Genomic DNA, 16,817 nt, shown 5'->3' with positions numbered 1-16,817 from the left:
GAAGGCTATTGAACGACGAACGTTCATTCAAGACACCGAGGACGCCGCCGTGACGGCAAGCAAAGGAAGTCTCACTAGTCTTCACCCTTGTAATGTTGAAAATAAAGCTAGAGCCGTTTCCAAATGACACCAGATTCACCTATCGCTACCAAACGCGTGTCTTCCGCGTGGGTTTCACAAAGCGGGGCGACAAGATATGCACCTCTTTTCATCTGGCCGACAAGGCGTCTTTCATATTCGGCCTCAGCTGCATAATCCGAGAATGGCCTATGGCTAAACACTACGTCAAATGGCGAGTAGTCTAACTTTAAGGCGTCGTCTTGCCAGACACTGTCACCCAAATTGTAGAAATCGCGAGCAGCACTGATGTAGGGTTCGACAATGTCTATTCCTTCAATCGTGGACCAAAGCAGTAGTCCGCCGTTTCGAAGGACATAGAGGTTTCTGCCAGGACCACATCCCACTTCCAGAAAGCGAATAGGGCGATAGCGGAATTTCCCATCGTTGTAGTCTGGATCGTCCGTAAGTAGAGTATCCAACTCTATCATGACGCGGAGAAATTCTCTTAAGTCATAGCTAACGTAGGGGAAAGACTTAGGGTCAAAATCGGTATCTTCGAGAGCACTGGCGATTGTGGGCATACCAAGCGCCGCAGCTTCTGAAGCAATAACGACGCGAGACAACGCCTGCGCACTAAGCTCTGAATGCAGCAGTGTTTTGGAAACAGCCGCCAGTGCCTCTGCTTCAAAGTACAGGTTGTCTTTCGCTTCACCAAGATAGTCGATGAAACGAGGATCTTCGGTCTCTGCCATATTTGATGAACCTCTTCTGAAAGCTGGTATTTTTGTCGGCAATTGGATGTCAGGTTATCTCATTCCAACACAGGGTCTAGGGCTTTGGCTTCAGTGAATACGTTGAACACTTCTTAACTTGATGGTTGCAGGTCTGCGCGGCATACTATCCTTTAGGGTGTTTTGAGCTGCCGTTGACAGCTATTAGAAACCCGTGTCACGCATGACGAGCTTCAGTCGGCTTGCTTAGACTGTTGAAACATCGAAAGAGTCAGGAGAGCTGAAATGGCAGACGTTGCAAAGTTAGGAAAGAAACTACACGAGTGTATTGCGGCATACGACAAGGAAGCGAAATTACTTGCAAAGCTGGAAAAGGAGCTATCCGTTCATCAGGCTAAGATGAAAAGTGGAAACCCCTCTTTGATTGGTGCCGCTGCCGCGAAGTTCGCCACACTGATGCCTAAACTTGCCATGCAGCAAAAGAAAGTTGATGTCGCTCGCAAGAACATGGGGAAGGCAAACGACGCAGTAGCTAAGGCCACCAAGGGCACCTAATTGTACAACGCTCGCGCCTTTTTACTGGTGCAAAGATTGGGCAATTGAGACTTGCGCTGTTGTTTGGACCCTTCCGAAGAACTCGGTTTTAACCTTTTTCTAAATCGGAAAGATAATGAACACTGTTGAGCGAGATATTTTTATAGCGCAAGAAATAGCCTCAGAGATGTTCGCCGACGAAGCATTTCAGGAGCTATACGAAACCGCTGAGGACGAACAAGGGCGTGCAGAGCGAATTTTGTTTTATTTAATCCAAAAGTCGCGCCAAACCGAGCCGTAAGTACATAAGCACCTGCGGTCGTAACATTTGACCCAAAGGCCGCAGGGTAACTTAGAGATCCAGTAGCCCTCGTTCTCTTAGCTCAGCCAACGCGCTCGGATCGTGTTTTGCTATTCGCCTTTCCAGTGCTGCCAGGCATCGCTCCAAAGTCACGGTCGTTAGCTTGCGGTAAACTTCTTCGCTCATGCCAGCAGTCGCGCTTGAAATCGCCAAATACACGCGATTGCGAAAGTCTTCTTCGTACTCACACTCGCTACGGACCAGTCGCGCCAATCCAACTTCCGGGAATTCGCCAGCCATTAACGAACCTGTGGCGTCCGTTTCAAACTGCGGGCTCCAATTAGGCTCCCCGTCAAATGACACCTTCTCCAGCTTTCCAACTCTGTTTCTGATACTCATTCCAGCCCCTCCGCGACGCGCTTAACTCGAACCCGAAACTCTTCCATCGTTTCGCCGTCGATGCTGGTGACCTGGCTGCCCGACTTCGGCCCCTTCATTATGTAGGCAAACGCAGGAGTCCGGCCCTCATCGTCGCCCGGCTGCCTGGGAATTACACCCCCGTCTTCACGATACTTTGGGGGCATAGAACAGACGATTATCGAGTCCATTTCATTTCCCCTCTTCGGATTGGCCACACGTTCAACTTTCTCTATGCGTGATTTCAGACTCATTGGTTCTGCTCCTTCAATTCCGTCTCAGCTCGTGAAATAAACTCAGTTTCTGTTTCATCGTTCCTGCGGCTAAGCAGTTTGCCAAAACAGCGAATTGTCGAAAGCCGTTCAATCAAGCTTCCGTCTGCGGCTCGGCTGACGATTGTGCGATACACGGTGAATTGCCGTGGTCCGGCTGCCGTCCGCGTTTCCAGCTTTGTGACTCGTCTGAACATTCCACTCATTTCGCTGCCTCCAATGCTGTGATCCTGCGTTCAAGTTCGGTGGTTTCCAGAACTCGCCTGTACTGCTCAACCAATCCCATGACAGTGGCCCCTTCCAATGGAGATACTTCGCCCTGAGAAACTGCCTGTAAGACCGCCTGCGCGGCCTCTGAGGCGTCTGCGGCGGATTTGATGGGAGGCAGGTCAAAACTAACCGGCGCGTCCTTTCTGGTGGGTGCGATCCGCTCCAGGCAAAGACGCAGGGCCGTACTGTCGCCCTCAAGCGCCATCTCAACCGCCTTTTGGGTGATTTGCTCAGATTGACCCTCCAGCAGTTCTTCAATCGCCCGAGTGACCCGGTGACGGGTTCCTCGGGGCTTGCCGGGGTTGCCGGTAGCAAAAGTGCCGTCCGGGTTTCTGTCGTCCGTATTCGTTCCGTTTTTGCGGTCAGATTCATCAGTCATTGCTCATGCCTCGCTTGTTGGATTGTTGGTGCAGAAGGTGCCTGTTTCCCCCAGACCCCCCTGGTAGATAAGGATGTCATCAATATTGAGCCGGGGACCCTGCCCAAATGGGGTGTTTTCGGCGCAGATTTTGAGCCGCCCTGTCATCATTTTTGAGCCGCCTTTGGCTTCCCCGTCGCATATTTTAAGACGGTGCTGTCATCATTTTGATGACGGGGTTTTTCTTTTCCGTTGGTCCCTTTTGGGTTATGAGTTGGGGCCTTCACCACTGGAAAATCCGCCCCCTCCGACCACTGCTTGTAGAGCCGACGACCGCCGTCTCCGTGCGCTGTTGGTAGAGATATCTCTGTGAGTTCAAACAGCGGTGAAGTTGCGACACCACTTTCACCAAGCTTGGGTGGTTTGGTGACCGCTATGAAGCCTTTGACCTGCAACTCGCGGAAGCCATTCGCGACCGTGTTACGAGCGACACCAAGACGCTCTGCGGCCTGCCGAACGCTGAGACTGATCCTGCCGTTATTGTTGTTGTCCGGCCCACGCCACTCCAGCTTGAGCCAGGGGTAAAGAGACTGCGCGACGGGGGAGAGCGCCCGCCAAGCGGGCGTCTCCATCATGTTTCGGACAAGCTTGGTGAAATGCTCGCCGCGTTTCTCGTTTCGCCTATCGCGCCCCATCTACGCAGCCTCCGCCTTGCTGAGCGCGTCAATGAAGTCGGGAAGCAACTCAGCCTTGAAGGCGACACCTTGCTTGCCGGGCAGCATCTCTCCGTCTTTCGATATGAAAAACACGCGGATGTTGATTAGGTCATGCCCTTGAAAGTCATCCCGGCTTATGCGGAATTCCTCGCGGCTGTTCTTGGGAATCTGGGTGATGAGGGCCATTAGCGGCCCTCCCCGAAATAAAGCGTTGCAACGATGCGTGCAGCGGCCTCTGAGAGGCCGTGCTTGCGGCGGATAGTGCGGATTTGGAGGTCTAATGTTCCCATGTTCAGGTTTCCTTAAGCTTGCGCTTTAGGTCAGAACACGTTACATTTCTTGCAGTCCTGTCACCGACTGAAAACGAAATGCCCCGTGCCCATGATTGACCCATGGTGCGCGGGTTTCGTTTATATGGCGACAGCCTTTGCTTCCTCGTTGGCGTATCGATCAAGTTCATCGTATTCAACGCGTGTAGCATTGCCGAATTTGACGAACTTTAGGCGACCAGCCTTCCTCTCAGCATAGAGTGTCGCGCGGGATAGCCCCAGATAGTCGGAGCCCTGGGGGATAGTTGCGTAACGTGGCCTTACGCTGGTTGCTCGGTTGTTATCCATAGTAGTATCTCCTTATCCATGGGGATACTAAGGCTTCTACAACCAACTGAAAACATTACACAAAGTGTAAATTCCAGGAATTACTGAGGGAATTTACCCGCCTGAAATCCCAAGACTATTTTCGGTTCCGACGCAGAACGTTTTTTACGTAATCGCCCCGTGCGTGGGGCTGAGTGCAGTGTGAAGGAAAGACCAATCCAGGCAGCTCAGATTCGAGTGTAGCAAGCAGGTGATTGAGCGACCCGCCCTTACTCTCAGCAATATCCGCCATCTGCATGATGAACTCATCATAAGGAGCCGCCCCGCCTTTGTGCGGTGTGAACTCGTTTGGAATGCTCTCTATGCTCTTGTCAAGCCAAGCTTTAACACTTACCCAATCCAAGCGCAGATAAGCATTCGGCTCATTGAAATCATAGTCCAGGCTCTCAAGAAGATGAGTGCCTAAAGGTCTGGAAACGCTATTTTCACCGAGCTCAGAAACCTCCGTGATTGCATCACTGGCCTTTCGAGCCGCATCTAAAAATATTGCAACGGCTTCTTCTGCTTCGGCCCAAGTCAAATATCTGTTTCGCACCTCGGTAATTCGCGAGTTCAACAATTGGGTGATACTAGATTCTTGCTGGGCGGTTAGCTTGCCGACTATAGGCTCAAATAGTTTGACAACCGCACCTTTGTCTAATTCGAAGTCGCCCGTTGTATGCAAGTAGGCCTTATCTACTTTGGGTCGTCGTCCACGAGTTTGTTCGGGCTTCCTAGGCATCTGAACCACCGGTCATACATAAGCCAATAACCTTTGCGCTTTCCTGCGTCACCAGCTCTGCCCACTTATCCAGCGCGGCGGCCCGCTGATCCAGCAACTGAGCTTGATTGTACACGCGCCCCACAAGTGTTGGTGCCGATGCAGTTGCCGAGTGGTTCAAAATGCGATCCACAACAGCCTCATTCTCCCCAGCATCCGCCATCTTTGTAGCGAACCCGGTTCTGATGTCATGAATCCGCCAATGCTCAAAATCATCCGGTAGAAGTTTGTCCAGCCGTGCCTTTGCTTTTCCGATCCCTGAAACAGGCGTCTCGCCAGTCGTGGTGAATACAAAGCCGGTGTCGGTGTCATCGGAGTGAAGCGCCTTCAATTCGTTCAGGGCCGGGTTGGACAGATGAGTTATGTGCGGCTTCTTGTTCTTTGTCTGGGAACCCGGCTTAGTCATCCGCACTGCGTCGAATGAAATTTCTTCCCACCTAAGGCCCAGGATCTCCCCCCTGCGCTGGCAGGTAAGCAACAATAGCCGGAAAACCGGACCCCAGACGGGACCCATCTGAAACGTAGCCTTCCAGATTGTCCGTATCTCGCCAATTGATAAAACCCGCTCACGCGCATGTTCGGTCGTGGCCTTCGCAACTCCGCTGGCAATGTTTTCGGTGATATATCCACGAACCCATGCCCAATTTGAAAAGGCCGACAACGCAGCTCGAATGCGATTGGCGTAGGCTTTTCGTCCAGCCGACGCTTTTGCGTCCACTGCTTTTTGAATGTCGCTTTTGGTTAATTCAGTGATTGGTCTTTCCAGATGTTCAAATAGCGATTGGCGCAACTGACGCAGTCTTTCGTCGCGTGTTCTGAGGCTGGATAGATGTAGGCTGTCATAGATATCCAGTACCTGTGACACGTTCAACGTTGACGCCTGCATTCGTTTCTTTTCTAGGCGTTCAGCCTCTGCAACGGCAATTCGGTCTATGCCCTGTGCCGCCTCGGCTTCAATCTCCAAAGCCATCTTTCGGGCCTCTGACAACCCAACAGGCTTAGGCCACTGACCGAGAGTGTGCTTGCGCTTTGGTCCCCCTTTGACTCTTTTTTCGTACATCCAGACAGCCTTACCAGTGGAGGAAAGCCGAAACCTCAGCCCTTTGCGCTCAGTGTCAGAAATCTCGAGACGCCCCGCCTCCGGTGGCGTCAGGCTTTCAAGAAATCTGTTAGTCAGTTTCTTCTTCAATACTCTGGGGGACTCATGGGGGACAAAATCGGTTGGATTGTGGTGAACGGCTGTGGACAATGATAGACAATAATTACTCAGGGGACAACACAGATAGTGCATAAAATAAACGAAAAATAGGGAAGGCATTAGATGTTTGTGGACGTCAGCGGACTATGAGGGACTGAACTCGAAATTACAGGGTAAACGGAATCATAATCCGCGTGTCGGGGGTTCAAGTCCCTCCTCCGCTACCAAAATCCCCCCCAATTGCCGTCGGGGGTAAGCGAAAATAACGGTCCTCGGCTACCCTTAAATCAATCACTTAACATCGACACCCGAGCAACCCGCGCACTTATTAGTATGTGGGACACATCTATTGTCAGTAAGCACACTCAAAACCAAACTCCCTGAGAGACCCGGCAAAATAAGGGTTTAGTCGGTGCTGCAGCGATATTGGCTGTTAGTAGGAAAGTGGGCAGATTGCGAAAACGCGGCCCGTTTCCGGACCGGCTGCAAACTGGCAGTTCAGTTTGGGTCACGACACCATCCGCTCCTTTCGCCCAGACCCGGACAGTGTCTTGCGGTTGATGACGTTTCATGGGGTGATTTGCATGTGTTATGCTCGGCTGGATGCTGAGCGCAATCTGGCCGCAGCAGCCAACCTGGTCTGGGTTGTAGGCGCAGAACCTAGACCGCGCTCGTTACATATGGACAACTCTGACCATGACTATCTTTCGTGTTTTCTCACTAACTGTGGCTTTACTTTTCGCTAGCGTCCTTAGAGCTCAGGAGACCATCTTATTTGGTGACGTCCCAATTCCAAAAGACTTGGAAATTATCGAAACCCCCGAATTACCTATTGCTGGGATTTGGACGGGGCGATGGAATAACAGCCGAAACCACATCCTCATTGTTGAGGGTTATGAGAATGAAGAAATTCTAAGTCTCATCTATGCCGTCGGGCGAGACCGAAACGGCCTCGCAAATTGGTTCCGAAGCACAGCAATACTAGAAAACGGAACACTGAAACTGACGGATGAGCAGTTTCCGGCAAGGTATGAGCTTTCAGACTCTGGTCGAATGCGCGGCTATCATCCAAATGGGGACAGTTTTGCGATTTTGGAACGCCAAACTCCTTCGGAATTTTTGTCAGCGCCCGCAAAAGACTGGTTTTCAATTGGTGAACGCGGGTTTTTGGCAACGGATATTATCGAGGATGGCAAACCAATAAATCTTGCGGTGGCAGTGTATATTCCCAAAGGAGACGGCCCATTTCCACTAGCGATGATTCATCACGGCTCAACTGGTTCGGGCAAGAATCCGCATGATTTCGATTGGTTTTTCGAAAACGACTGGCTTGCAGACTTATTGAATGCACATGGCTGGATCGTTGCTTTTCCTCAGCGACGCGGCAGAGGTGGCTCAGACGGGTTATACGATGAGGGATTTGCCGAGGATCGAGCCCAGGGGTATTCGCAGGAACCTGCTCTTTCGATCCCTGGTGCGGAACGGGCACTGATAGACGTCAACGCAGCGTTGGCTGCGCTGCAGAAACGACCAGACGTCAACACGGATAAACCACTGCTTGGCGGCATGTCTCGGGGAGGTGTCGTCGCTTTGCTTCAAGCAGGAAGTTCTCCGGACAACTTTGCAGGGGTAATCAACTTTGTTGGCGGATGGGTAAACGAAACAGATGGAGATCCCGTCATTAACCCAACTTTGTTTAGGAGAATTGGGTCTTTTGCCGGGCCAGTTCTCTCAATCTATGCTGATAACGACCCGCTCTATAGCATTGAGCACTCCAAATCCAACCTGGCAGAAATGAGTGCTAACGGCGCGGACAGTCAACTTTATGTCGTCACAGCCCCGCGGCATTTAGCTGGTCATTGGGTTTTGTATTGGCCTCCACTTTGGGAAAATGTTGTTACCGATTTTCTTGAACAAATTGAATGAAGTGCTTGCCGTTACCGACAATGAACTTGAGGCGAGCGCTAAAAAAATCACCCGAAACAAAGGGGGATTCTATCTAGGGACTATCCAACACCAATAGCTCTGATCGCTGACATGTCCTGACCCACCGCCAAACCGGACACATCAACTCGGATAGAGCACAAGATTTGCTCGTGGTGGTTGGCATCCATGCCCGCAACGACATGGTCCCCGGTACCACCCAACCTCCGGTCATCCGATCAGGCTCCGGGTCCACCGAGTTATGGAAGGTCCGCTTATCTAAGTTGAAGCTTTGTCTTCATTATTGGTGCTGCGCCGTAAGGCAACACCAAGCCCGAACACTGTCACGTCGCCCAATACCGAGATTGCTCGGTGGGCAATGGCTGCGGTCAGGCTGGTGCCTTGACCTAAAAAAAGCCCAAGTCCAAGAACAATAATCCCATCCCGTACCCCAATGCCTCCTGGTGCGCCTGGCATCAGAAAACCTGCGACCCACGCGGTGGTGAAGATCGTAACGCACTGCAATACACTGACACTGCCCTCTGGGTGAATTCCTTTGGCGATGCACCAGAGCGAGACACCCAACACAAAAAAATTCAGAACATGCAGCGACAGCAACATCAGACATTTAAAAGGTTCGAGTCTGGGCTTTCCCGCTTTGCGCCAGATCAGGAATTGGCCGATTGCGATGCCTGCCAAAATCGCCAGGAAAATCATTATGGCCCGCCCGTCCAGCCAAGGTTCGGGAAGGTTGGATGTTATTGTCAAAACAAAGTCAGGAAGGAACAGAAGCAGTGCCGCTACAATCATAACACCGCTGGTCAGCAGAAAGCCAATTTCGAGCAAAAGCGAAGACGCGATGATCGATGGGGACACACCATCTTCTCGCGCTAGTGCGAATCGTCCGATTAAGTGGGCCACATTTCCAGGGATATACTTACCGATTTGCGACGCCAAAAGCTGGCTTTCAGCCCGCATACGAGGCAATGCTATGTCATGAAGGCCGAGCGTCAGGCGCCAACCTATCGCGCCAATGACCTGAGACAGGATGTAGAGCGTAAAACCACCCGCAAGCGCAAACCGGGTACTTGCCGACCCGAAATCGAGCACCGCAATTTCCCCGGCATGACGCACCAGTATGAAACCGATGAAGGCCAGGGCGGCAGCAGTCCCCAAATAGCGTAGGACCTTGCCCATCTCTTTAGAATTTCCGTGCCACTACAAGATGTCCACTGCCACAAGCCGTGTTCAGAAATGAACATAGGGATCGGCAGGCCAACCGCATTGCGGCCACGGATTGATTCGATGAAATCAAGGGCCAAAAGCGACTTTCGGCGCTGCGGTCGCTACCGCTTTCGTCAGTCAAGTCATGTGCGCTCTTACCCGCTTTGGATTGGGTATCCAGTTCTTTGCCGTAAGCTCGAGCGCTAAAATGCTCCAAGAGGTTAGCCAATGGAAACCCATAGCATTCGATGGTGTCTACCGCAAATCCTGCGTCTCTTATGCAATTCAGCAGAAGTTCATTAATATCAGGTCCTACATGCCAGGCACATACATCTGCCGCGGTCCACCGAGAAGGATGTCCAGGTGTTGCTAACAGTTTGTACCCGTCGGGCCTCACATAGGCTTGCCATTCTCGCATAGCGTCTACATTTTCTTCCAAATGTTCGATGACCTCAAACGACATGTTCAAATCGAATGAGTTCTTTCAGGTTGGGTCAAGTTTAGCCAGAAGTGTCATGGGGCTGTTTAGATCGTTGAAATTCTCGGCCAGTTCCAGAGCTTGTCGGGATCGATCTACTCCGTAGGCATCAAAGCCCATCGCAGCGAGCTCAGACAGCAGCGCAGCCGGGCCACATCCAATGTCCAGCACTTTGCAGGGATCCAGGTTATCCACTTGTCGCAAAACCCAATCGCGTCGCAGCAAATAGCGTGGAGCAGGCACCCAATTGGCCTGCGGCAATGCCGGCCCGAAATGCTTGTGTCGAATGGGTGCATTGCTGGCGCCAGCAGTCGCATGAATGGTATCAGTCATCTCGGTCACAACTCTATCCGGCGTTTGGCACGCGGTGGAACAGGTATTGGCACAGCGCTCGGGCGATCTCTTGCGGTTGGGCCATTTCCAGCTGATCGGCTGGCAACACTGGATACCCCTCCGCTTTCAGTTCAGCGATGGCATCCAACAGGGCTTCGGGGTCGGAGTGCGGAATCAGTTTCAATCCCGCAGTGTCGGTGCCAAACGTTTCGACCATGGCAGGTGAAGACCGGCTGATCACCGAACGGCCTGATATCAGAGCCTGATAAACCTTGTTGGGCACAACGGACGCGGCTTTGCCGGATGCACCGAAAATACCCAGGCAAATATCGGCACGCTCAATCGCCTGCGTCAGGTCTTCGTAAGGCACCCAATCCTGCCAGGTGATGTGATCATGTGCGTTCTCCGCCAGCGCGGTTTCGATCAATTTGCGGTCCTGCCCTGTGCCGATCAAATGCCAATCGATTTCACGGCCACGGTCCGACAAGGCGGCCTCTAGTATCGTGTTCAGCCCATGCAGTGGGATGAGTTGCCCATAGAACAAGACCCGCGTTGGCCCGTCATGTGTTTGCGCCGCAGGAAGACGCCCGAACGATCCTGGTTCTCCGCCCACCGGCACTGCGCCCAGTTTACGTGCAGGCAAACGAAAAATCCCGGCTATGTGTTCGGCATGTGCGCCTGTGTCGAGCAATACGCGATGAGCGGCCTGGCAGGCCAGCCTTTCGGTACTCCAAAGCAACCAGGCCACGGGTGATCTACCAGCGATCATGCGGCGATCATTGACGACGGTATCGTAGAGGGAAAGGAACATGTCCCACGTGATTTTCTGCCTTCGAATTCTCGCAAATGGCCACAGCACGATTGTATCGAGCGCACCAAGATACGGGACAAGGACCGCGTCATGCTCTTGTGCGCGCAGATAACGCAGGATCAAGAGTGGATAGGTCATTAAGGCACGCAGCAATACCTGGATCATCACCCCCATGCTTAATTGGCTTTTGTCCGCGTGTTTTGGCCAAATGTCAGCATGGATCTCGATGACTTCGACCCCAAGCTCTTGCAGCCCTGAACGTAGAATACGTGTGCGCGGTTTGCTGAGGTCATAGGTTCCCCAGAACACCACCCGCTTCTCATGGGGCTTAGGTCGGGCGGTAGTCTCAGCTGATGTGGGGCTAAGGGCCATGTCGGACGTCATAATGAGAGCATCCGGAAACCCACATAGATATCACGGTCAAGACTGTCCCGCGGTATGGGCGAGACACCTGTGTCCCAAATCAATCTGACAACGGCACCCTCGGGTCCGGTGATGTGTAGCGGGCCGGTGCCTACGCTTATCACTTCGCCAGTCTGAACGCTGCGCGCGCCGATCCTGACCGGTTCGGTGATCTCAATTCGGTAGTCTCCGGGAAACGGCACTGACATATGCGTGGGCTCTCCGGTCAAGGTGACCTCTCGCCCGGCTAGCCAAATCGCCCCCGAATAGTGAACATACGACTCGCGCAGAACGGCGTGGTCATCGGGCAGCAAGACCATGGCGTTATCGCCCGAAAACTCAGGCTCCATCGTCAATTTCAGCCCGGGTTTATTGGCGATCAACACAGGCGGCTGATGCGCGTCGATAAGATCGGCAAAAATGGGTTGGCCATTTGCCCGATAGCGGGCAATCCCCCAACCCGACATGAAGATCCCGGGATTGGGAAAGCTAGAGATCATGTGGCTGTCATCGAGATAGGCCACAGGTACAGGAAAAAGGCGATGGATTTCGGTGATGGTTGCGCGTTGGGCATGCGCGTTGTCTGGCATCATCTGAATGACCTGAACACCAAATCCCGCCAACATGACGACCACCAACTGTGTCAGGCGCCGGCCTGACCCAAGCTTTTGCGCCCCGAAGGCGACCCCCACCATCAAAAGCGGTACAGCAAATGGGAAGAAATAAACAAAGGCGTTGCGATAGATCACCACCGAAAGCAATGGGGTCGCGAACAATAAAAGCAACAGCGCCCGCCGCGCACTCCAATTGGCGCCTATTCCGATACCCACCAGTATGATCTGGGGAATGCTGAACATGAGCCAGCTCAAAAGCTCGGTTCCCCGAGGAAGCAAACCGCTTTTCAGCAAAGTCGTGCTCAATGCGTCTTTGGCGTTGTTTGCAGTCTCATTCCCTTCGGCGACGCGAATACCGGAGGCATGCCAGAGGTAAAGAACGATGCAAATGGCACCGGCCATGATACCCGCTAGGATGATACGAACCGCTGCGGATCGGTCATTCATCCGCCAAAGCAGCACGGCCAAAAACGCAGGCAGGTACAGGGCAGATTTGATCGTGACCAGAAACGCCAGGGCGCTCAGCGCTGCGGCGGCCAGCATGTGCCAGATCGACAGGCGAGAGGTCAGCAGGATTGCAACCGACGCCGTCAGCAAAGCGGCGGCAATCGGATCGGCCCGGAAACTCGCACCATGGGCCAGAACAAAGCCGGATGTCAGAAACCCAAGGACCGCGATATCGGCACAGCGCTGATCGGTAAAATAATTTGCGATCCGATGTATCGAAATCGTGGTCAAGCCAAGGCAGGCGACCATCACAAGTCGGGCGGCAAAAATCTGGCCCATCTCGTTTCCGGGAACCGCATCGAGCCATGCAAATCCGTGAACAAAAAAGGTTTGCATCGGTCGGTCCAAACGACCGTCGATAGAGGCATGGACATGAGACAAGAAGTAAAACTCGTCCCAGTTGACGTTGTGAGTGTAGGTCAACACCAATAGCAAACCGAATATGGCGGCAATGGCGCCTCGTACAAGCCGGTCAAACGTGAACCGCTCGGACAGATCAAATCCTTTCCGGTCGAGAGCCGGGCTATCCATTTTCCGCCGTCCTGGATGGGCTTAGGGGGATCACTTCTGACGGCGTGTGCCGCGTGCGCAGCAATTCGCGGGCGCGGATATCTTCCAACAGGCTGCGATTTGTCGCGATAAGGTCGGCCAGGATACCAACTGCAAAGAGGATGGTGGCCATGGCAAGCAGGACGCCCGACAGGACCAATGACTGAATGTGGCCGCCACCCCCATCGGTCGCATAGAAATACAGAAACCGGCCCACGCCAAACAGGCCCGGCAAGGCGAATATCGCCGCGAGCGACAGAAAGAACCGCAACGGCGCGTAGATTACAAAGACGCGCAAAATGGTGCGCGCCGACCGGGTCACATATTCACGGATACCCCGGAAAAGTCGGGACGGACGCGTGACCTTGTTGACCTTGACGGGAACCGAGGTCATCGGGATATGCTTGCGACCGGCCTGGATGATCGTTTCCAGAGTGTAAGTGTAGGTATTCACAACGCAAAGACGTGCGGCAGCATCGCGCGAATACGCGCGAAACCCGCTTGGTGCGTCGGGTATGTTCGTCTTGCTGGCAACGCGCACAACCCAACTGCCCAACCGTTGCAAGGCTTTCTTCACGGGCGAGAAACTTTCAATTTCCGAGATCGGGCGCGCACCTACCACAATCTGAGCTTGACGTTTCAGAATAGGATCAATCAGGGCTGGGATGTCATCCGCGCAGTACTGGTTGTCCGCATCGGTGTTGACGATCACGTCTGCACCCAGAGAAAGCGCATATTCGATCCCGGCACTGAACGCCCGGGCAAGCCCGACATGGCTGCTCATTTTCAGGACATGATCGGCCCCCGCGGCCCAGGCGACTTCGACAGTACGATCGGTCGAACCGTCGTCGATCACCAAGACTTCGACACTGCTGACCCCCGGGACAGACCGAGGAATTGCAGCGATTGCCTCTGCAAGTGTTTCTTCTTCATTGAGCGCGGGTATCTGAACGACAAGTTTCATGATCATGTCTTCATTGATGATAATGGGCTTGTAATTACCCTTGGATTTAGGGCGGAATTATGTCCAGAACGAGCAATTGTTGCGTAAACTGAAACGATTGGTGCGGCCATAAGGGAAACGTGCTTAGGTTTAACAGAGAACCCAAGCACGACTTCGTATTGCGTTTTTGGACCTGAAACGCATTGGGGCACATTGGTTTTGCATTCACGAATTGGTTCTCGGTTCAGACACGCGAGAAGAGCCAATCTCGTCAACTCTGACCGAGCGAGAGACAGATGAAGCGCTGAGCCCTTTGTTTCGCAGACTGCCCATTAAACCAAGCGTTCACGACAGGTGGTGTTGTGTCATATTGTCTCGATCAACCGCTATAACTTATCCGCATTTGGAATGCCCGCAGCTCCGGCATGTCATGCAGCCTTCGATCATAACCATGTCATACTGACCGCAGGATGGGCAGGCTTTTCCGCGTGGGGCGTCCAGGTTGACGACTTGCGCTTGTGGGTCGGATTTCAACCCCATGCCCTCGCCTTCAAGGAATCCGATTGCGATCATGTGCTGTTCGATGACACTCCCGATAGCGGCAAGGATTGATGGGATGTACTTGCCTTTGACCCAGGCGCCTCCGCGCGGGTCGAATACCGCTTTCAGCTCTTCCACGACAAAGGACACATCCCCGCCCCGTCGGAAAACTGCCGAGATCATGCGGGTCAGCGCCAGCGTCCAGGCGTAGTGCTCCATGTTCTTCGAGTTTATGAACACCTCAAACGGGCGGCGACGCCCGCCGATGACGATATCGTTGATGGTCAGATAGATCGCGTGCTCGCTGTCGGGCCATTTCAACTTATAGGTCGACCCCTCAAGCGCCTGCGGACGATCCAAGGGTTCCGACATATAGACAACCTCTCCTCCATCCACTTCATGCGGGGCAGAGGCGCTTTCGCCAGGGGCAGTGTCGGCGCTCTCGGATACGGTCAGGACCGACCCGGTCACATCGTTGGGCCGGTAGGTGGTGCAGCCTTTGCAACCCTGATCCCAGGCTTGCATATAGACATCCTTGAAGGCGTCAAAGTTGATATCCTCGGGGCAATTGATCGTCTTGGAAATCGAACTGTCGATCCATTTCTGCGCCGCCGCTTGCATCTTGACGTGATCGGATGGGGTCAGAGTTTGCGCGTTGACGAAATACTCCGGCAACTCCGCATCACCGAACTTGTCGCGCCACATCTGCACGGCGTAGTCCACGACCTCTTCTTCGGTGCGCGAGCCATCCTTTTGCAGCACCTTGCGGGTGTAGGCATAGGCAAAGACCGGCTCGATCCCCGAAGACACGTTCCCGGCATAGAGAGAGATTGTCCCCGTTGGCGCAATCGACGTCAGCAGTGCGTTTCGGATGCCATGTTCGCGGATCGCGTCGCGCACGTCGTCATCCATCTGCTGCATGGTACCACTGGCCAGATATTTCTCGGCATCGAACAAGGGAAACGCCCCCTTCTCCCTCGCCAAATCGACCGACGCCAGATACGCGGCGCGCGCGATCGCGTGCAACCAGCGCTCGGTCTGACGCGCCGCCTCGTCCGAGCCATAGCGCAGGCCCAGCATCAGCAAAGCATCCGCCAACCCGGTGACACCCAGCCCGATGCGGCGCTTATCCTGCGCTTCGGCCTCTTGCTCGGCCAGAGGGAATTTCGACGCGTCCACCACGTTGTCCATCATGCGCACGGCGGTGGCAACCAACTCTTGCAAGGCCGTCTCGTCCAGATGCGCCGAGTCTTCGAACGGTTCCGCGACCAGTCGCGCAAGGTTCACAGACCCCAGCAGACATGCCCCATAAGGCGGCAAGGGTTGCTCTCCGCACGGGTTGGTCGCCGCAATCGTTTCGACATAGCTGAGATTGTTGGCTGCGTTGATCCGGTCGATGAAGATCACGCCGGGCTCGGCATAATCATAGGTGGCCTGCATGATCTTGTTCCAAAGATCGCGGGCCTGCACGGTGTGATAGACCTTGCTATCGAACACCAGATCCCACGGACCATCGGCCTTGACCGCCTCCATGAACGGGTCCGTCACCAAAACCGACATGTTGAACATACGCAGGCGGGCCGGGTCGGATTTGGCGGTGATGAACTGTTCGATATCCGGGTGATCACAGCGCATGGTGGCCATCATCGCCCCGCGGCGAGAACCGGCGGACATGATCGTGCGGCACATGGCATCCCACACATCCATAAACGACAACGGCCCCGAGGCATCCGCCGCGACGCCCTTCACATCCGCACCACGCGGGCGGATGGTCGAGAAATCGTAGCCGATCCCGCCCCCTTGCTGCATGGTCAGCGCGGCCTCTTTCAGCATGTCAAAGATACCGCCCATGCTGTCGGGCACGGTGCCCATAACGAAACAGTTGAACAGCGTCACCTGCCGCGCGGTGCCCGCGCCTGCGGTGATGCGCCCGGCGGGCAGGTATTTGAAGTCTTCCAGCGCGGAATAGAACTTGTCCTCCCAATGGGCGGGGTCTTTTTCAACCCGCGCCAGATCGCGCGCGATGCGCCGCCAGCTGTCCTCGACTGTCTGGTCGATGGGCGTGCCATCCGCCTGTTTGAAACGGTATTTCATGTCCCAGATTTGCTCGGCGATGGGGGCGGCAAAGCGGCTCATTGGTGATTCCCTGTCCTGACGAAGGGATACAGGCTACCCCAAATCACACCTAAACCACAACACCTTGATGAACGTCCTATCAGA

The 16,817-nt window shown here is 53.9% G+C and carries 17 protein-coding genes and 1 pseudogene; 3 read left to right on the top strand and 15 right to left on the bottom strand.

The features are described from left to right. Positions 1-107: 107 nt before the first annotated feature. Complete coding sequence (locus tag ACR0AG_RS00565; RefSeq protein ID WP_480835341.1) at positions 108-812, bottom strand: class I SAM-dependent methyltransferase; 705 nt, start codon at positions 810-812, stop codon at positions 108-110. A gap of 264 nt (positions 813-1,076) precedes the next feature. On the opposite strand from ACR0AG_RS00565, the gene ACR0AG_RS00560 reads away from it, so the two are divergent. Then, positions 1,077-1,346, top strand: coding sequence for a hypothetical protein (locus ACR0AG_RS00560; protein ID WP_480835339.1), 270 nt, complete (start codon positions 1,077-1,079; stop codon positions 1,344-1,346). A gap of 115 nt (positions 1,347-1,461) precedes the next feature. Beyond that, positions 1,462-1,626 (top strand): hypothetical protein, encoded by a 165-nt coding sequence (locus tag ACR0AG_RS00555; RefSeq protein WP_480835337.1) that lies wholly within the window; start codon positions 1,462-1,464, stop codon positions 1,624-1,626. A 51-nt stretch (positions 1,627-1,677) separates the two neighbouring features. On the opposite strand, the gene ACR0AG_RS00550 is transcribed toward ACR0AG_RS00555, so the two are convergent. The 8 genes from ACR0AG_RS00550 to ACR0AG_RS00515 form a co-directional block, all read right to left on the bottom strand. Continuing rightward, positions 1,678-2,025: a hypothetical protein gene (locus tag ACR0AG_RS00550; RefSeq protein WP_480835335.1), complete on the bottom strand. Its 348-nt coding sequence runs from the start codon at positions 2,023-2,025 to the stop codon at positions 1,678-1,680. Further along, positions 2,022-2,297: a hypothetical protein gene (locus tag ACR0AG_RS00545; protein ID WP_480835333.1), complete on the bottom strand. Its 276-nt coding sequence runs from the start codon at positions 2,295-2,297 to the stop codon at positions 2,022-2,024. Before ACR0AG_RS00545 ends, ACR0AG_RS00550 begins: the two co-directional genes overlap by 4 nt. 220 nt (positions 2,298-2,517) lie before the next feature. Continuing rightward, positions 2,518-2,964, bottom strand: a complete 447-nt coding sequence (locus ACR0AG_RS00540) for a DUF5681 domain-containing protein (RefSeq protein WP_480835331.1) — start codon at positions 2,962-2,964, stop codon at positions 2,518-2,520. Positions 2,965-3,110: 146 nt separating this feature from the next. After that, positions 3,111-3,638: a hypothetical protein gene (locus ACR0AG_RS00535; protein WP_480835329.1), complete on the bottom strand. Its 528-nt coding sequence runs from the start codon at positions 3,636-3,638 to the stop codon at positions 3,111-3,113. Continuing rightward, on the bottom strand, positions 3,639-3,845 hold the full coding sequence (locus tag ACR0AG_RS00530) for a transcriptional coactivator p15/PC4 family protein (protein ID WP_480835327.1): 207 nt from the start codon (positions 3,843-3,845) through the stop codon (positions 3,639-3,641). It lies immediately after the preceding gene. A 224-nt stretch (positions 3,846-4,069) separates the two neighbouring features. Next, the gene (locus tag ACR0AG_RS00525) at positions 4,070-4,276 is read right to left on the bottom strand and encodes a helix-turn-helix domain-containing protein (protein WP_480835325.1); all 207 of its coding nucleotides are present in this window, start codon (positions 4,274-4,276) and stop codon (positions 4,070-4,072) included. Positions 4,277-4,391: 115 nt separating this feature from the next. After that, positions 4,392-5,036: a hypothetical protein gene (locus tag ACR0AG_RS00520; RefSeq protein WP_480835323.1), complete on the bottom strand. Its 645-nt coding sequence runs from the start codon at positions 5,034-5,036 to the stop codon at positions 4,392-4,394. Further along, entirely contained in the window at positions 5,029-6,264 is a 1,236-nt protein-coding gene (locus tag ACR0AG_RS00515) for a tyrosine-type recombinase/integrase (RefSeq protein ID WP_480835321.1), read from the bottom strand. Before ACR0AG_RS00515 ends, ACR0AG_RS00520 begins: the two co-directional genes overlap by 8 nt. 705 nt (positions 6,265-6,969) lie before the next feature. On the opposite strand from ACR0AG_RS00515, the gene ACR0AG_RS00510 reads away from it, so the two are divergent. After that, positions 6,970-8,199, top strand: coding sequence for an alpha/beta hydrolase family protein (locus ACR0AG_RS00510; RefSeq protein WP_480835320.1), 1,230 nt, complete (start codon positions 6,970-6,972; stop codon positions 8,197-8,199). Positions 8,200-8,475: 276 nt separating this feature from the next. Here the strand turns inward: ACR0AG_RS00510 and ACR0AG_RS00505 are convergent, their stop codons facing one another. From ACR0AG_RS00505 to ACR0AG_RS00480, 6 genes and pseudogenes are all read right to left on the bottom strand, one after another. Continuing rightward, a complete protein-coding gene (locus ACR0AG_RS00505) occupies positions 8,476-9,393 on the bottom strand; it encodes a hypothetical protein (RefSeq protein ID WP_480835318.1) in 918 nt (305 codons plus the stop codon). Positions 9,394-9,397: 4 nt separating this feature from the next. Continuing rightward, positions 9,398-10,231: pseudogene (locus ACR0AG_RS00500) on the bottom strand (class I SAM-dependent methyltransferase). 13 nt (positions 10,232-10,244) lie between these two features. Further along, on the bottom strand, positions 10,245-11,042 hold the full coding sequence (locus tag ACR0AG_RS00495) for a glycosyltransferase (protein WP_480835316.1): 798 nt from the start codon (positions 11,040-11,042) through the stop codon (positions 10,245-10,247). A gap of 380 nt (positions 11,043-11,422) precedes the next feature. Continuing rightward, on the bottom strand, positions 11,423-13,096 hold the full coding sequence (locus ACR0AG_RS00490; protein WP_480835314.1) for a hypothetical protein: 1,674 nt from the start codon (positions 13,094-13,096) through the stop codon (positions 11,423-11,425). After that, positions 13,089-14,078 (bottom strand): glycosyltransferase family 2 protein, encoded by a 990-nt coding sequence (locus ACR0AG_RS00485; RefSeq protein ID WP_480835312.1) that lies wholly within the window; start codon positions 14,076-14,078, stop codon positions 13,089-13,091. The genes ACR0AG_RS00490 and ACR0AG_RS00485 overlap by 8 nt, the downstream gene beginning before the upstream one ends. Before the next feature lie 372 nt (positions 14,079-14,450). Then, positions 14,451-16,733: an adenosylcobalamin-dependent ribonucleoside-diphosphate reductase gene (locus ACR0AG_RS00480; protein WP_480835310.1), complete on the bottom strand. Its 2,283-nt coding sequence runs from the start codon at positions 16,731-16,733 to the stop codon at positions 14,451-14,453. Positions 16,734-16,817 lie beyond the last annotated feature (84 nt).

It is taken from the genome of Ruegeria sp. H6 (assembly GCF_056532975.1).
This window is presented reverse-complemented; position numbering and strand designations above follow the sequence as displayed.

What these genes read in the sequence shown, in the direction of transcription:
- ACR0AG_RS00525 (WP_480835325.1), bottom strand. Translation starts at nt 4,276, where the DNA reads ATGGATAACAACCGAGCAACCAGCGTAAGGCCACGTTACGCAACTATC.
- ACR0AG_RS00555 (WP_480835337.1), top strand. Translation starts at nt 1,462, where the DNA reads ATGAACACTGTTGAGCGAGATATTTTTATAGCGCAAGAAATAGCCTCA.
- ACR0AG_RS00565 (WP_480835341.1), bottom strand. Translation starts at nt 812, where the DNA reads ATGGCAGAGACCGAAGATCCTCGTTTCATCGACTATCTTGGTGAAGCG.
- ACR0AG_RS00485 (WP_480835312.1), bottom strand. Translation starts at nt 14,078, where the DNA reads ATGAAACTTGTCGTTCAGATACCCGCGCTCAATGAAGAAGAAACACTT.
- ACR0AG_RS00550 (WP_480835335.1), bottom strand. Translation starts at nt 2,025, where the DNA reads ATGAGTATCAGAAACAGAGTTGGAAAGCTGGAGAAGGTGTCATTTGAC.
- ACR0AG_RS00535 (WP_480835329.1), bottom strand. Translation starts at nt 3,638, where the DNA reads ATGGGGCGCGATAGGCGAAACGAGAAACGCGGCGAGCATTTCACCAAG.
- ACR0AG_RS00495 (WP_480835316.1), bottom strand. Translation starts at nt 11,042, where the DNA reads ATGTTCCTTTCCCTCTACGATACCGTCGTCAATGATCGCCGCATGATC.
- ACR0AG_RS00540 (WP_480835331.1), bottom strand. Translation starts at nt 2,964, where the DNA reads ATGACTGATGAATCTGACCGCAAAAACGGAACGAATACGGACGACAGA.
- ACR0AG_RS00560 (WP_480835339.1), top strand. Translation starts at nt 1,077, where the DNA reads ATGGCAGACGTTGCAAAGTTAGGAAAGAAACTACACGAGTGTATTGCG.
- ACR0AG_RS00510 (WP_480835320.1), top strand. Translation starts at nt 6,970, where the DNA reads ATGACTATCTTTCGTGTTTTCTCACTAACTGTGGCTTTACTTTTCGCT.
- ACR0AG_RS00530 (WP_480835327.1), bottom strand. Translation starts at nt 3,845, where the DNA reads ATGGCCCTCATCACCCAGATTCCCAAGAACAGCCGCGAGGAATTCCGC.
- ACR0AG_RS00520 (WP_480835323.1), bottom strand. Translation starts at nt 5,036, where the DNA reads ATGCCTAGGAAGCCCGAACAAACTCGTGGACGACGACCCAAAGTAGAT.
- ACR0AG_RS00545 (WP_480835333.1), bottom strand. Translation starts at nt 2,297, where the DNA reads ATGAGTCTGAAATCACGCATAGAGAAAGTTGAACGTGTGGCCAATCCG.
- ACR0AG_RS00480 (WP_480835310.1), bottom strand. Translation starts at nt 16,733, where the DNA reads ATGAGCCGCTTTGCCGCCCCCATCGCCGAGCAAATCTGGGACATGAAA.
- ACR0AG_RS00490 (WP_480835314.1), bottom strand. Translation starts at nt 13,096, where the DNA reads ATGGATAGCCCGGCTCTCGACCGGAAAGGATTTGATCTGTCCGAGCGG.
- ACR0AG_RS00505 (WP_480835318.1), bottom strand. Translation starts at nt 9,393, where the DNA reads ATGGGCAAGGTCCTACGCTATTTGGGGACTGCTGCCGCCCTGGCCTTC.